Annotated in this window: 14 protein-coding genes and 2 pseudogenes; 13 read left to right on the top strand and 3 right to left on the bottom strand. The window is 36.6% G+C overall.

Going from position 1 to position 15,419, the window contains the following annotated elements; translation table 11 throughout:
- The first annotated feature begins 55 nt into the window (after window positions 1–55).
- The 5 genes and pseudogenes from argS to CP352_RS03695 all read left to right on the top strand — a co-directional run.
- Window positions 56–1,741: an arginine--tRNA ligase gene (gene argS / locus CP352_RS03675; protein ID WP_089147993.1), complete on the top strand. Its 1,686-nt coding sequence runs from the start codon at window positions 56–58 to the stop codon at window positions 1,739–1,741.
- Between the two features lie 110 nt (window positions 1,742–1,851).
- Window positions 1,852–2,763, top strand: a complete 912-nt coding sequence (locus CP352_RS03680) for a ketose-bisphosphate aldolase (RefSeq protein WP_005720809.1) — start codon at window positions 1,852–1,854, stop codon at window positions 2,761–2,763.
- A gap of 68 nt (window positions 2,764–2,831) precedes the next feature.
- Window positions 2,832–3,359, top strand: a complete 528-nt coding sequence (locus CP352_RS03685) for an NUDIX domain-containing protein (RefSeq protein ID WP_087176095.1) — start codon at window positions 2,832–2,834, stop codon at window positions 3,357–3,359.
- Window positions 3,352–3,621 carry a hypothetical protein gene (locus tag CP352_RS03690; RefSeq protein ID WP_089143097.1) on the top strand — a complete coding sequence of 90 codons (270 nt, stop codon included), beginning with the start codon at window positions 3,352–3,354 and terminating at the stop codon, window positions 3,619–3,621. The genes CP352_RS03685 and CP352_RS03690 overlap by 8 nt, the downstream gene beginning before the upstream one ends.
- Before the next feature lie 149 nt (window positions 3,622–3,770).
- Window positions 3,771–4,145: pseudogene (locus CP352_RS03695) on the top strand (hypothetical protein); the annotation flags it as partial.
- A 66-nt stretch (window positions 4,146–4,211) separates the two neighbouring features.
- Here CP352_RS03695 and CP352_RS03700 read toward each other — a convergent pair.
- Window positions 4,212–5,492, bottom strand: a complete 1,281-nt coding sequence (locus CP352_RS03700; RefSeq protein WP_089143098.1) for an ISL3 family transposase — start codon at window positions 5,490–5,492, stop codon at window positions 4,212–4,214.
- A 185-nt stretch (window positions 5,493–5,677) separates the two neighbouring features.
- On the opposite strand from CP352_RS03700, the gene CP352_RS03705 reads away from it, so the two are divergent.
- The 6 genes and pseudogenes from CP352_RS03705 to CP352_RS03730 all read left to right on the top strand — a co-directional run bounded on the left by CP352_RS03705 (window position 5,678) and on the right by CP352_RS03730 (window position 10,629).
- Window positions 5,678–5,848, top strand: a complete 171-nt coding sequence (locus tag CP352_RS03705; RefSeq protein ID WP_087176099.1) for a helix-turn-helix transcriptional regulator — start codon at window positions 5,678–5,680, stop codon at window positions 5,846–5,848.
- Between the two features lie 104 nt (window positions 5,849–5,952).
- Window positions 5,953–7,068 (top strand): ATP-binding protein, encoded by a 1,116-nt coding sequence (locus CP352_RS03710; protein WP_035434217.1) that lies wholly within the window; start codon window positions 5,953–5,955, stop codon window positions 7,066–7,068.
- A 19-nt stretch (window positions 7,069–7,087) separates the two neighbouring features.
- Window positions 7,088–7,291: pseudogene (locus CP352_RS11270) on the top strand (hypothetical protein).
- Window positions 7,292–7,360: 69 nt separating this feature from the next.
- Window positions 7,361–7,948 carry a GyrI-like domain-containing protein gene (locus tag CP352_RS03720; RefSeq protein WP_233186906.1) on the top strand — a complete coding sequence of 196 codons (588 nt, stop codon included), beginning with the start codon at window positions 7,361–7,363 and terminating at the stop codon, window positions 7,946–7,948.
- Window positions 7,941–9,323 carry an MFS transporter gene (locus CP352_RS03725; RefSeq protein ID WP_089143099.1) on the top strand — a complete coding sequence of 461 codons (1,383 nt, stop codon included), beginning with the start codon at window positions 7,941–7,943 and terminating at the stop codon, window positions 9,321–9,323. Before CP352_RS03720 ends, CP352_RS03725 begins: the two co-directional genes overlap by 8 nt.
- A gap of 196 nt (window positions 9,324–9,519) precedes the next feature.
- Entirely contained in the window at window positions 9,520–10,629 is a 1,110-nt protein-coding gene (locus CP352_RS03730) for an ATP-binding protein (protein WP_089143100.1), read from the top strand.
- Between the two features lie 36 nt (window positions 10,630–10,665).
- Here CP352_RS03730 and CP352_RS03735 read toward each other — a convergent pair whose 3' ends face one another.
- Both CP352_RS03735 and CP352_RS03740 read right to left on the bottom strand, forming a co-directional pair.
- On the bottom strand, window positions 10,666–11,775 hold the full coding sequence (locus tag CP352_RS03735; protein ID WP_089143101.1) for an acyltransferase: 1,110 nt from the start codon (window positions 11,773–11,775) through the stop codon (window positions 10,666–10,668).
- Window positions 11,776–11,871: 96 nt separating this feature from the next.
- Window positions 11,872–12,747 (bottom strand): LysR family transcriptional regulator, encoded by an 876-nt coding sequence (locus CP352_RS03740; protein WP_089143102.1) that lies wholly within the window; start codon window positions 12,745–12,747, stop codon window positions 11,872–11,874.
- Between the two features lie 103 nt (window positions 12,748–12,850).
- On the opposite strand from CP352_RS03740, the gene CP352_RS03745 reads away from it, so the two are divergent.
- The gene (locus CP352_RS03745) at window positions 12,851–13,771 is read left to right on the top strand and encodes an acyltransferase domain-containing protein (RefSeq protein ID WP_306426703.1); all 921 of its coding nucleotides are present in this window, start codon (window positions 12,851–12,853) and stop codon (window positions 13,769–13,771) included.
- The gene (mdcA, locus tag CP352_RS03750) at window positions 13,768–15,411 is read left to right on the top strand and encodes a malonate decarboxylase subunit alpha (protein ID WP_089143104.1); all 1,644 of its coding nucleotides are present in this window, start codon (window positions 13,768–13,770) and stop codon (window positions 15,409–15,411) included. The genes CP352_RS03745 and mdcA overlap by 4 nt, the downstream gene beginning before the upstream one ends.
- Window positions 15,412–15,419 lie beyond the last annotated feature (8 nt).

Raw genomic sequence — 15,419 nt, forward strand, 5'->3', positions numbered from 1 at the left:
CGTCTCTTTCTACATTTGTAGAAGGAGACTTTTTTATTTAGAAGAGAGGAATAAGATGGACTTTAAGAATGAAGTAGTTGACTTGGTTGCTAGTCAAGTTGATTTACCTAAAGAAAAAATTGCTGCATTAATTGAACGCCCTAAAAATGCTAAGATGGGAGACTATGCTTTCCCAGCATTTATTTTGGCTAAGACTTTGCACAAAAATCCTGCAGAAATTGCTAAAAATATTGCGGATAACTTATCAAGTGATAATTTCGCTAATATCCAAGCAGTCGGTCCTTACGTTAACTTTGCGATTGATCATGAAAAATTAGTTTCATCGACTTTGAAGGATGTTTTGACTGAAAAAGAACATTATGGTGATCAAAAGATTGGTGAAGGAAATGTGCCAATTGATATGTCTAGCCCTAACATTGCTAAGCCAATGTCAATGGGCCACCTTCGTTCAACTGTAATTGGTAATTCAATTGCTAAGACAATGGAGAAGGTTGGCTATACTCCTATTAAAATCAATTACTTAGGTGACTATGGTACTCAATTTGGTAAGTTGATTGCTGCCTACAAGCACTGGGGTAATGAAGAAGACGTTAAAAAAGATCCGATTATGAATCTTTTCCACTACTATGTAAAGTTCCACCAAGAAGCTGAGAAAAATCCCGAACTTGATAATGAAGGTCGTGAATGGTTCAAGAAACTTGAAGACGGGGATCCAGAAGCAGTTAAGCTATGGAAATGGTTCCGTGAGGTTTCATTAAAAGACTTCAAGCGAATTTATAAAGAACTAGGCGTAACTTTTGATTCATACAATGGTGAAGCTTTCTTTAACGATAAGATGCAACCAGTAATTGATGAATTAAAAGAAAAAGGTCTTCTTCATGAATCACGTGGTGCGCAAGTTGTTGACATGGGTGAAGGTGAAAATCCTGCTATTATCGTTAAATCTGATGGTACTTCAATTTACTTAACTCGTGACCTCGCCGCTGCTGAATGGAGAATGAAAGAATATAACTTCGTTAAGATGCTTTATGTTGTAGGTAACGAGCAAGCCCAACACTTTGTTGAATTGAAGACTGTTTTGAAAAAGATGGGTTATGACTGGGCTGATGAGATTCACCATGTACCGTTTGGTTTAATCACTCAAGGCGGTAAAAAGTTATCTACTAGAAAAGGTAACGTTGTCTTCCTCGATCAAGTATTAAAGGGTGCTGTTTCACTTGCTAAAAAACAAATTCAAGAAAAGAATCCAGATTTAGCAGATCAAGATCAAGTTGCTCATGATGTTGGTGTTGGTGCCGTTGTCTTCCACGATTTGAAGAATGATCGTTTAGACAATTTTGACTTTGACCTAGAAGAAGTTGTGCGTTTTGAAGGCGATACTGGTCCTTATGTTCAATACACTAATGCGCGGGCACAAAGCGTCTTACGTAAGGCTGCTGCGATGGGTGAAAATCCTAGCGAAACTGATCTAGCTCTTGATGATGACTGGGCTTTTGCCGTAGCCAAAGATTTAGCAGATTTCCCAAGAATTGTAGCTAGAAGTGCCGAAAAGTTTGAACCTTCAGTAATAGCTAAGTTTGCCTTAGATTTAGCTAAAAAATTCAATAAGTACTATGCTAATGTGAAGATTTTAACCAAGGACGATAAAATTGGTGCTCGTCTCGCCTTAGTTCAAGCAACATCAATCGTTTTAACGGAATCACTTAGATTGTTAGGTGTCAATGCTCCTAAAGAAATGTAAGAGAAAAACAATGAAAATAAGAAAATAACGCTTACATTCTGTGAAAAATTGTTCATATTTCAATTATTAGGGTACAATAGGCATGTAAGATATTTAGGAGGTATTTTTTAATGGCTTATTTTGACAACGGTAATCAAATCTTTAAAGATGCTCGTAAGAACCATTACGCTGTAGGTGCTTACAACACTAACAACTTGGAATGGACTCGTGCAGAATTACGTGCTGCTGAAGAAACTAGAACTCCATTGTTGATCCAAGTATCAACTGGTGCTGCTAAGTACATGGGTGGTTACAAGTTCGTTAAGGACATGGTAGCTGACCAAATGGATTCAATGAACATCTCAGTTCCAGTTATCTTGAACTTGGACCACGGTGACTTTGAATCAGCTAAGGAATGTATTGCACTTGGTTACTCATCAGTTATGTTTGATGGTCACGCACTTCCAACTGACGAAAACTTGGAAAAGACTAAGGAAATCATCAAATTAGCACATGAACGTGGTATTTCAGTTGAAGCTGAAATTGGTAAGATCGGTGAAAACCAAGGCGGCGGTGAATTAGCTTCTGTTGAAGATGCTAAGAAGTTCGTTGCAGCTGGTGTTGACAAGCTTGCTTGTGGTATTGGTAACATCCACGGTGTATACCCAGCAGACTGGAAGGGCTTAAACTTCGACCGTCTTAAGGAAATTGCTGAAGCAGTTCCTGACACTCCACTTGTACTTCACGGTGGTTCAGGTATTCCTGAAGACCAAGTTAAGAAGGCTATTAAGCTTGGTATTGCTAAGATCAACATCAACACTGAATTCCAATTAGCATTCCAAGAAGCTACTCGTAAGTACATCGAAGACGAAAAGGACCTTGACAAGAAGGCTAAGGGTTACGACCCACGTAAGTTGTTATTGCCAGGTGCAGAAGCAATTACAGCCAAGATGAAGGAAATGATTTCTTGGATGGGTACCAAGACTATCGATGACGAACTTAAGGATGCTTCATTCGACCGTTCATCATTGAACGAAGAATAATCATTGATTATCAATTAAAATAAAACTCAGCTTTGGCTGAGCTTTATTTTTTTTAGAAAGAAAAAGTTATGAAAGAATTAAACCTCCAATTGAAAGATACTGAATGGCCATTAGAATATATTGATCATGATCGTAAAATAGTGCGAGCTATCGTGTTTGATGACCAGGAAAATTATTATTTTGTTAGAGCTAAACGTGATGACGACTTTGGTAAGGCAACGCTAATTGAAACTTCAGGTGGTGGCGTTGAAGCTGGTGAAGATTTAGAAACAGCGCTAAAGCGAGAGCTTAAAGAAGAATTAGGTGCTGAAGTTGAGATTATGCATAAAATCGGTATAGTTAGTGACTACTATAATTTGATTCATCGCCATAATATTAATAATTATTATCTTTGCAAAGTCACTTCTTTTGGTGAAAAACATTTAACTAAGGATGAAATAGAAGATTTTCATTTGTCGACTTTAAGGTTGAGTTATCGGGATGCTGAAAAAGAATATCAAAAATGTGCGGAAACTAAAATTGGTAAATTAATTGCGGACAGAGAGTTACCGGTTTTAAGAAGAGCAAAAGTGTTGCTGGGTGAAAATTATGCGTGAGATACCAGTTAAACAAGTAAAGTCATTAATAAAACAGCTATTGAAAAGCAAAGAATCAAAACGTGTGGTGTTGCTTACTAAGAAGAAAGATCGTTCATTAACAGTTGAAGTTGATGGTGAGCAAATGAAATTAACTGAGCAGGGATATGAGAATTCTGTTAATACATTTGCGATTGATGATAATGTAGCAAAGCATGCTTTCACTGCGGCTTTTAAGCGTGAGTTTCCACGAAGTCATCAGGTTTATGTGAGTGAGAAGTGAGATTTAATTGTAATTAACTAATATGTATGTTTAGCTGATTTTTAGCTTATAATTAGAAGTGGAATATCTTAATTATTGATCAAAGCATGGCTCAACCTTTGTTGAGCTTTATTTTTTTTGTAAATATGATGTCAAAATAGTGTGAATTTAAGGTTCAAAAAGTTAAGTTTAGAATAGAAAAAGTTCTTAACGTTAAGGGCCGCGGTGCTGGTGCACCAGTATATTTGATTGCTTCTAAGGATAAGAAATATTCTAGTTGGACTACTCAATCTGGTTTGCAATACTATTACTTAAATAGTATTGCAATGAAGAATGTGAAAAAGCCACTTATGAGAATTGCTAATAGATTGAATACTAGTCTTAAGAAAGCAAACAACAAGCGTGACTTTAATGCTGCTATGAAGGCTGCTAAGAAGTTGCATGGTAATCAAAGAAAGTTTGTTTTACGTTCATTGAAACAATTAAAAAAAGATGGTTCAATGAACGTGGGTGGAACTAATCTATTAATTTTTGGTTTGCAATAAAATAAATGGCTCTCTGTCAAATCGTGTTGATAGAAGTCAACTATAATTTAATAATTGGATTAAGCATCAAGCTGCTATGTACCAGCTTGATGCTTTTTCTTTGATAATGGCACCTTTTTCTTCTAACTGAATTCTAGTTATCAAATGAGTAAAATTAGCGTAGCCATAAGCAGTACGCTCAATTTGTTTAATCTTGCGGTTTGTACCTTCAAGACAGCCGTTAGATTCATCAAACTTAGCAGCGTTGAGAATATCATGAAGATTTCGTTTGAAAGTATTCAACGTGGTATGCATCATGTTGCCAACGTGATCTTTGCTTTTGATTAAATCCTTGAGCTTATCGGTATCTCTGTCTCTTAAAGCTTTACTGATATCTTGCATAAGATTGTAGGTGTTCTCAAGCTCGGGACTTAGTCTGAGTCCATCAGCTACAACTTGTTCCTGAGTCAGAGTATCCTTTAGCCTTGGTTGATGGTACGGCTTTACTTTTTCAAGATCCTCAAATGGTTTGAGATACAGTTTCCAATAATATTTAAGCAGGTTATATTCTTTGGCGCCTTTCTTGTGCTTCTTCATTTCTTGAATACGGCAAGAATTAAAAGAACGATTGAGCATTTGAACGATATGGAAACGGTCAAGAATTACTTGAGCATTAGGAAAAAGCTCCTTAGCCATGATGTCATAGTAGTAATTAAGATCCATAGTTACAGTTTTGACCTTGTTTCTTACCGTAAGAGGAAAACGTTTGAAGTAGTTGATGATATCTTTCTTAAGTCTGGTAGGCAGCACTTTAACTATTTTATGAGTATGACCATCAATAGCGATAAAGTGCAGCTGTCTGCCAACGCCTCTGAATTCATCAAAGGCTAAGTATTCTGGCAGCCAATCGGTATCTTCAACGGTAGAGTAACCGTATCGCTCCAATACGCGCTGTACAGTGTTGGTTGAGGTCGAAGTTTGTCTGGCAATGCTTTTCATGGACCAATCTTCAGTTAGAGAACCAATAATTTTACGTTTAGTGGCGTTAGAGATACAGCAGTATTTTTCTACTAATTCCGTTTCAGCCATTGAATTCATATGACAATCGCGACAAATAACTCGCTGCTTGGCTACTCTGATAAAGACAGGCAAGCTAGCATCTAAAGCAGGATAGCGCACATTAGAATATAAATGACCATTGTGGACGATATTAGTTGAGCCACAATTAAGACATTGATCTAGATGAGCTACTGCATGGTAAAACTTTGCATCGCGATTACGATACTTTCCAATTGAAATATCCAAGAATTCTAACAGTGGGTCTTTAATATTCAGAGAAAATTTAATACAATCATTGTATGAGGACATAAGCAAAACACCTTAATTTCTAAAGAGTGGTATCAAAGGATTTTATGTAGTGAGGCTTATGCCTCTTTTTTCTACCAAAAAATCCCATTGATAGAATATCATAGAAATCTATCAACAGGATTTATCATAGAGCCAATAAAAAAAGCCTGAAATTTGTAGTGCGGTACAATTTCGGGCTTTTTTGATTGGTAGCTGATAAGGATGGGTCACAGGAACAATTAGCTAAGAAAGTTGATGTTTCAAGACGGACAATCTCGGCGATTGAAAAAGGTAATTACAATCCATCGGTTAATTTGTGTATTAAAATTTGTCAGGCACTAGATAAGACTTTAGATGATCTGTTTTGGCCAGAGTGAGAAATTGAGTTAATTATAAAAGAAGTATAAAATAAAAGATAGTAATTATAAAAACTCTATAAAACGTAAATTTTGATTATAAAAAATCTATAAAAAGGAATCTTATGGAAGAAAAAATGTTAAATCCGTTTATGCCTAGTTTTGGACGTTTTCCTAAAATTATCATTGATCAACAAGAAGCATTAACCGATTATTTGACAGGACTGCAAACACATGATGCTAAATATCAAACGTCTTTGGTGTATGGAACGAGAGGATCGGGAAAAACTGTTTTTCTTTTAAATGTTCAAAGGTCTTTAGAGAAATTAGACAATTGGATATTCATTCGTTTAAACAATGGGCAAGGTAATCTATTATTCCAATTAATGCATGGTCTTCAACGAGCAGCAGGGATTTCATTAGTTGATTTATTAAAGAATGTTAAAAGCTTAAATATTATGGGCAATGGTATTACCTGGCAAGCATTACAAGAATCTCAGCAAATTGATTATGATGAATATATTTCTATTTTATTGAGTCGCTTAAAAAAGCAAGGCAAATCTATTTTGATTGGCATTGATGAAATTGAAATTAGTGATGATGTGCGAGCCTTTGGATCAGAATATCAAACTTTAATTGGTGATGAATATGATATTTCATTATTAATGACAGGATTACCAAGCAGAATTTCTGAAGTACAGAATGATAATACTCTTACTTTTTTATTGCGTAGCAATCGGATTTACTTATCTCCGTTAGATGAGGAAACAATAACCGCTAGCTATGAGAAGGCATTTACTAAAGGTAAACGTGAAATTGACTTCATGGTATTAGATGAAATGAGTCGTGCGGTAAAAGGTTACGCTTATGCTTTTCAAACTATTGGTTACTATGCCTGGCGTTTTAGTCAAGAGTCTTTGCAGCTAGATGAGGAGGTTTTAAAGCAGACAATAGAGGCCACTAAAAAAGATTTATTCAGAAATGCTTATGAAAGAATGTATATGGACATTTCTAAAACCGATCGTGACTTTATTAATGCGATGATTAAAGCTGGAACCAATCGGGTGACAACAAAGCAATTGCAAGATATTTTGCATAAACCGATTAACTATATTTCAGTATATCGTGCACGCTTGCTAGATGATCAGTTGATTACTTCACCTGAAAGAGGAGTAGTTCAACTGGCACTGCCATTTTTTGCAGAGTTTGTGGAAAAATATAATTTAGAACATTTAGCTTAAAGAAAGTGAAGATATAGATATGAGTAAATACGATCAATTATGGCAATATATTAAAAACAACAAAACTGGCGACTTTTAGCTCTCATTTGATGAGGTTTAAAAAGCAGCAGGTCTACCAATCGATCATTCATTTTTACGTTATAAGAAAGAACTGCCTGATTATGGCTTTGAAGTGAAGAAAATTTCACTTAAGAATAAGACAGTTAAATTTCATCAACTATAGAGGCAGAATATGGCTTACGATTTTAAAAAAGAAGAAAAATAATTCTATCGTTCGGGCAAGAAGCCTGAATTGGTTGATGTTCCGCAGATGCAATATCTAGCTGTTCAAGGTCAAGGCGATCCCAATCAAGAGGGCGGAGAATACAAGCAGGATCTACAATTGTTGTATAGTCTAGCCTATACAATTAAAATGAGTAAAAAAGGCTCACATCAGATTAAAGATTATTTCGACTTCGTGGTTCCACCGCTTGAAGGCTTTTGGTGGCAAGATGGCGTTGAAGGCGTTGATTATGCTCACAAAGAAAAGTTCAATTTCATTTCCTGCATTCGGATGCCTGATTTTGTGACAGATGATGTTTTGACTTGGACTAAAAAAGAAGCTGCAGTTAAGAAGGGGTTGAATTTTTCACCAGTTAAATTACTTACTTTGACTGAAGGAAAATGCGTGCAAATCATGAATCATGGCAGTTATGATGATGAGCCAGCTACAATCGATAAGATGCATCAATTTATTACTGAAAATAATTTGAAATTAGATTTTTCGGATAAGCGGCGTCGTCATGAAATTTACTTATCAAATCCTCAGCGCACGAAGGTGGAAAATTTAAAAACGATTATTCGCTTGCCTGTTAAAGAAAAGAAGATGAACAATGACTAAAAAAGTTACGCCACGTTTGGTGATGGCGATTTTATCCGCAGGGATGCTCTCGTTTTTGGGAATCCTTGACGAAACGGCAACGACAGTTACTTTTCCAATCTTGACCAGAGATTTTGCGATTACTACCGATCAAGTTCAATGGGTTAACACCTTGGTGTTGCTAGTGATTGCGACGATTGTACCGATTAGTTCTCAGATTAGATTGCGAATTCTTACTAAAAGTATTTTTATTCTAGGAGTTTCGTTATTCATAGTGGGTTTGCTGATTGATATCGTTACTCCATGGTTTGATCTTTTGTTAGTGGGTCGAGCCTTGCAAGGAATCGGTACCGGTATAGGCTTGCCGCTGATGTACAACATTATCTTAGCTGAAGTACCTAAAGAAAAACTCGGCTTCATGATGGGGATCGGGACGATGATTACCGCTTGTGCCGTGGCCTTTGGGCCGCACGCTAAGTTGACTCAAGTGACAGCCTTTGGTACTAATTACCTTGGTTCATCTGGTATGGTTGTTGCTATCCTTGTTGGCTGGGTTGTTGGGATGCTTTACGTATTCCTTAACAAAAAGAATATTGTAATTAAATTACCTGACAGTGTTCCACCTAATGTTGCAGCTTCACTTCAGCCATCATTAATTGCCGGAATTATTTTGGTATTAATGACTTTAATTAGAGGAGCATTTAGTTATACTGCATTTGGTAACATCTTTGATTGTGTTACTAAATTGGTTCAAACACCACTTCAGACATTTACTGCTTCTCCAATTAGTATTATTGCTATTTACACCTTGGCTAATGTTTTATGGTTCTTTGGTATTCACCCTAACATGGTTTATGGTATTGTAATGCCAATTATCATTGCTAACGGTATTGTTAACCAGAATGCATTTAAGGCTGGTCAACCAATGCCATACGTCACCATGGCAATGCTTTCTGTCATTTTAAACAGTGCTTTTGGTGGTCAGGGTGCTACAATCGGTTTAATTATTTCTATGTTTAGAGCAAAATCTGATCGCTACAAACAAATGTTAAAATTGGCCGGAGTACCAGCATTGTTCAATATTAATGAACCATTGGTATTCGGGATGCCAATTATGTTAAACCCCGTTTTCTTCTTACCAATGCTGTTTGAACCTATCATTAATGGTTTGGTAAGTTGGGGATTGATTGATTTGTTCCATGCTACTGTTAACCCATTTATTCAATTACCATGGACTATGCCTGGTGTTGTTCAAGCATTCTTCTCAGGTGGTATTCCATTCTTTATCATCGCTATGGTTGTAGTAGTCTTAAGTACTTTGATTTGGTTCCCATTCTTCAAGATTGCTGATAATAAGGCTGTTGCTGAAGAACAAAAGAATGCTAAGAAAGCTTAATTACCGTAAACTTCAAATAAAATCATACAAAATCCAAGATTTAAATAAAGAAAGTTACTCGGTGTGAGTAACTTCTTTTTTATCTTAAAAGAAATTTTATAAGATCTAAAGAGATCTAAAAATAGACAGAAGATCTAAAGAGATCTAAAATAAATTTCAAGAACTAAAAAGATATAAAAGTAGGTGGATTAAAATAATGACTAACATGAATAATCCTTTTGATCCTAACTTTGGTAAGGTACCAAAAATATATTTAGGGCGACAGAAAATAGTAGAAGATATAGTCCAATCACTTGAAAGTGGAACAGGTCCTTATCAAACTTCAATGATTTATGGGATGCGTGGCGTAGGAAAAACTTCTTTGTTAGCTGATATAACCTCCACATTAGAACAGAAGAGTAATTGGCTCGTTATCTATTTAGCTATGACTAATGATTTGCTTGCCACCTTAATTCAGAGTATTTATCAGGAAGCTAATAATACAATTAAAAAAGCACTAGATAGGATTGATGGGGTGAAGTTCTCAGCATTTGGTTTTGAACTTGAAGTGCATGTTTCTAATCCTCAGTCTACTTATCAAGTTTTATTAGAAGAAATGTTAAAAGTATTAAAAAAGCATGATCAATCTCTATTGATTGCAATAGATGAAGTTAAAGAAACTCCTGAAATTGTTAATTTGGCTTCTATTTATCAGATAATGGTGCTAAAGGAGTACCCTATTAATATTATGATGACGGGGGTACCTAAAAATGTTTCTGAACTGCAAAATAATGATGTCTTAACTTTTCTTCTGAGAAGTGGGCGCGTGCCATTAGGTCCTCTTGATCTTTTTGACATTAAATATCGCTATCAAAAAGCCTTTGAGAGAGGAAACAAAGAAATCGATAATAATACTCTAATGAAAATAACCAAACTGACTAAGGGATATGCTTATGCATTTCAAGATCTGGGATATTATGTCTGGCAAAATTCTGATAATAAGGTTACGGAAGAAAGTGTGGAGAAATCTATCCCATTATTTAAAAATGATCTTTTTCGTAATGCTTATACTAAGATACTATCTGAATTGTCGCCAACAGATAGGAAATTCTTATTTATTATGGCTAATTGCCCTAAGAATATTGTGGAAATAAGTTATATTCGTGAACAAATGAAAAAGAGTTCCAATTATATTTCTCAATATCGCCAAAGATTGATGGACAGTCAAGTAATCGTAGATGCAGGATATGGTAAGGTCACATTTTCATTACCATTCATGAAAGATTTTTTGCTGGAAGCTGCAGAATTATATGGAATTGAAGAATAAAGCAAAAGAGGTTACTCCGCGTGAGTAACTTCTTTTTTATCTTAAAATTAAACTTTTTGCTTTCATCCACCAGACATGCAAGCAATATGCGGAAGTGAAAGACAGGATCCACGTTAAAATCCAGGTGCCAAACAAAGTCAAGATTGGATGATAGATTGCGTGATATTGCATGTTAAGTCCGCGCCAGACTAGTTGATTCCAAAAGCCATTGGATAAGTATGCTCGATAAGCATAAGTAGCTAAAAAGTGAAAGACGTTTAAACTAGCCCGTGAATTTTTTCTAACTTGGTGCAAACAAAATGCAGAGATTAGTGCAATAACTGCTAAACAGTACAAGGTCATTGATGGCTTGTAGTATGGTGCATTGTTAAAGTTGATGGGATGACCAAATTTTTGTAATTCGATGTTAGTCCAAATGAAGCAACCGATGAACGAAATTGAGATCAGCCACCATAACTTAGTGACTAGCTGGTTGTAATAACCTCGCAGTTGCCAAGCTAACATCCCGTACACACCATAGATAAAGAATGAAATGAACACGCGATCAAGCAGATACCAATCATGTTCATGCACGCCGTGGAAAACGTAGTAGTCATATAACCACAGCCAGGCGAAGTATAGCACAAAAGTAATGATTGCAACCCAAATTCCGCGTGTTAAGTTATGACCGACAAAGCGGCTTAGTGCCCAAAAAAGTGGCATTAAGATAATGAATTGCAACATCATCGTGTTGTACCAAAGGTGTGGTGCCGCATTACCATTAATAAATTGCCAGCAAAATGAACCGATGCTATTAAAATGATTGACTTGTTGCACCCATGGCATCCCAAAAAGGTAAATCAATGTCCACCAAATAGTTGGTACAAACAGATTAGACCAGTTAGCTCGCATATGTTTGGCATATGAGAAACTGCCTTTTTCATCATTAGTCCGAATGGTAGTGTACAAAATACCAAAGATAAAGGCTGGCGCCGTATATTTAACTAAATTATAGAAAACACCAAAAACGTCCTGCACATGAGTGGGCTGTCCGGCACCCATGATCATCGACATAATTGGCTGCGATATCACAGCCGTACAGGCGAAAACCTTCAAATAATCGCCAATATCAGCTGCACTAGAGCTGTCAAACTGATATTTTTTCATAAAAATCTCTCTTTTCTTTTGAATTGTGAGATCCAAAAGAAGTTCAAGTTTAATTTAACGGTATTTTTTAAAAAAAGCAACGGTTTAAATTCATAATTATTTTGTTGCAGCATCTATTTCTTGCAAGAAAACATTGGCAATTTCATTGCTAAACAGCCGCTGGGTATCAGTTAAATTATGATGAGGCGAATTTAAATAAATCGTGCGTTGAGGAGCTTCTGGATAAATATGAGCCTTAGTGATATTTTGAGTTTCAAAGTCCTGCCAACTAATAGCTGGGATAAAACCGATCCCAATTCCGCTTGCAATTAACTGCCGCACCGTCGCTGGTTCATCAGATTGATATTGATAATTTAGTTTGATTTTGTGAGCCATTAAAAATTGATCGATAGTTTGTTGCAGCTCGGTTTCTTTATCAAGACCGACAAAGATATATTTTTCTAAATCTTTTAGTTCAATGAAATCCTTGTTAGGAAGAATGCCTTTTTTGGCACCGATCAGCAATTCTTCAGTGGTGATGGGGATGCTATTAAAGTTGGGGATCTTGGCAGTAGAAATAATAAAGTCAAATTGTTCTAGATCTTTGGCAAAACTATTTTTCTGATGAATATTCAAGCTGATATTGGGTAAAACTTCCTGCATGCACAAAATTATTTTAGAAATTAAAGGCGAAGCAACAGTAAATAAGACATTCAAAGGGCTTTGATCGATATTTTTAGAACCTTGCACTGCTTTAATCCCGCGATCAAGCAAATTTAAACTGTCGGAAACATAAGAATAAAACAATTTTCCTTGTTGATTTAGCTTGATCGTTCTGCCTTCACGATCAAATAATTTCACACCGATTTCGTCCTCTAATTGTTTAATAGTTTTGCTGACGGCAGATTGACTGACATAGGCTTCCTTTGCAGCTTCGGTGATTGATCCAAGGGAAGCTACCGAAATAAAGTATTTTAATGTAGTTAGATTCATTTTACTCACTCAATTCATAACTATTTGGTTAAGTATTATTCTATTTATATATTATAAATTGTCATTCAAACGTTTTAAACTAAAAAATGTGAGATCCAAAGAGGTGATTATTTTGCGAAACTTATGGTTATTTCCGGGTCAAGGTGGTCAAAATCCGGGCATGCTTGACCAAGTCGATCCTCAACTGAAAGAGCAGGTAGAAAAATGGACCAATGTCAAGCTACTGGATACTGCTGAGGGCTATCAAGATTCAGTTCAAATTCAGCTAAGTATTTTGCTTTTGCAGATTGATCAAGTCGATCAATTGAAAAAGTTAGGCTGGCAGCCGACTTTAGTTGCAGGACATTCTTTAGGCATATTTGCGGCAGCTTATGCAGCTGGTGTCATAAATAAAGAAGATGTTTTCAAGTTAGTAGCTCTTAGAGCTAAGTTGATGCAGGAATGTTATCCAGAAGGCTACGGCATGGGTGTTGTAGTTGGCTTGAGCCGTCCAGAAGTAAAAAAGTTAGTTGCTGAAGTTCATTCAGATACCAATCCAGTTTATATTTCTAATCAAAACTCAGAAATGCAGAATACTATTTCTGGGAAACTCATTGCGATTAAGCAAGTTCTAGCATTGGCTAAAGAAAATGGTGCATCAAAAGCAAAATTGCTGCATGTGCCTAACCCATCGCATTCGCCACTAATGCAGAAGACAGCCGATCAGCTGAATACTTTTATTGCTCAGCTTAATTTGCATCAACCTAGTTGCATATATTTAGCTAATTACAATGGTCACGCAGTAAGGAGCTTAAAAGATATCAAATATGATTTAGGAAACAACGTAATTTACCCAGTACTTTGGGAAACGATGATGCAGGTTGCTCTTGAATATCAACCTGATGTTAGCTCCGAATTTTCACCTGGAACAGCTTTTACCAAACTACTAAAAGCAAAGACGGATCAATTACATATGGTTACGTTATCGGCAATGTCGATTGATGATGCGGACTATTTATTTAACAAATGGGAGAAAAAAGAATGACAGAAGAAAAGAATTGGCATACTCATCGAGATGCGAAAAATGCACGTTTAGCAAGCGCCAGTTCATTATTTAATGGTAAATTTGCTAAAACCGAAGATGTCGTTGAAGTGTTGAATACTTTAATTAAGCCAGGCGACAAGGTGGTGCTTGAAGGGGATAATCAAAAGCAAGCATCATTTTTATCAGAAGCTTTAACTAAAGTGGATCCTGAACGTGTTCATGATTTACACATGATTATGTCTAGTATTTCACGTCCAGAACACCTTGATATTTTTGACTTAGGTATTGCCTCAAAGATGGACTTTTCATTTGCCGGCCCACAAAGTACACGTGTATCGCAAATGATTGCTGACGGCACAATGACGGTTGGTGATATTCATACTTATCTTGAATTATTTGGTCGTTTATTTATTGATTTGATTCCGAACGTTGTCTTGGTTGCCGCGGATAAAGTTGACCGTGAAGGTAACCTTTACACTGGTTTTAACACTGAAGAAACCCCAACAATTGTGGAAGCCGCAGCCTTTCATGATGGAATCGTGATCGTGCAAGCAAACGAAGTTGTTGATAAATTACCACGTGTTGATATTCCTAGCGACTGGGTCGATGTCATTATTCCAGCTGATAAGCCATATCAATTGGAGCCTTTGTTTACTCGTGATCCACAAGCAATCACCGAATTACAAATTTTGATGGGGATGATGGCAATTAAAGGAATCTATGCTAAGCATCATGTTCAAACCTTAAATCACGGTGTTGGCTTTAACACTTCTGCAATCGAACTTCTATTGCCAACATATGGTGAACAATTAGGACTCAAGGGCAAGATCTGCCGCAATTGGGAATTGAATCCAACTCCAACTTTAATTCCAGCAATTGAAAGTGGTTGGGTTCAATCAATCCACTCATTTGGTGGCGAAGTCGGGATGGAAAAATATATTGCCGCTCGTCCAGACATTTTCTTTGTTGGTAAAGATGGTACCATGCGTTCTAATCGTGCTTTAGGTCAGGTTGCTGGTCAATATGCACTTGATATGTTCGTTGGTTCTACTTTGCAAATTGACCAATGGGGTAACTCTTCAACTGTTACTAATGGTCGTTTGTCAGGCTTTGGTGGTGCACCTAACATGGGTTCTAACCCGACTGGTCGTCGTCACTCAACTCCAGCTTGGCAAAGCTTAAAGCCAGATGATGATCCATTGGCTAAGGGTCAAAAATTGGTTGTTCAAATGGTTGAAACCTTTGGTGCAAATAAGAAGCCAGTCTTTGTTGATCACTTGGATGCTGAAGAAGTTAGAAAAGAAGCTAAGTTGGCTAACGTGCCAATCATGATTTATTCAGAAGATACCACGCATATCGTCACTGAAGAAGGTATCGCATATCTTTACAAGACCGACAGCATGGAAGAAAGAAAAGCCGCAATTGAAGCAATTGCTGGTGTAACTCCTGTTGGTTTACGTTCAAATCCAGAAGAAGTAAAGAAGCTGCGTGAAAAGGGCATTGTCGCATTGCCAGAAGACTTAGGCGTACGCCGTGAAGATGCTAAGCGTTCACTTCTTGCAGCTCAAACTATGGATGATATTGTTGAATGGTCCCATGGCCTTTATAATCCACCTGCAAAATTTAGATCTTGGTCATAATTGAGGAG

This window comes from Lactobacillus sp. UMNPBX1, from assembly GCF_002554085.1.
GTDB classification, from domain to species: domain Bacteria; phylum Bacillota; class Bacilli; order Lactobacillales; family Lactobacillaceae; genus Lactobacillus; species Lactobacillus crispatus.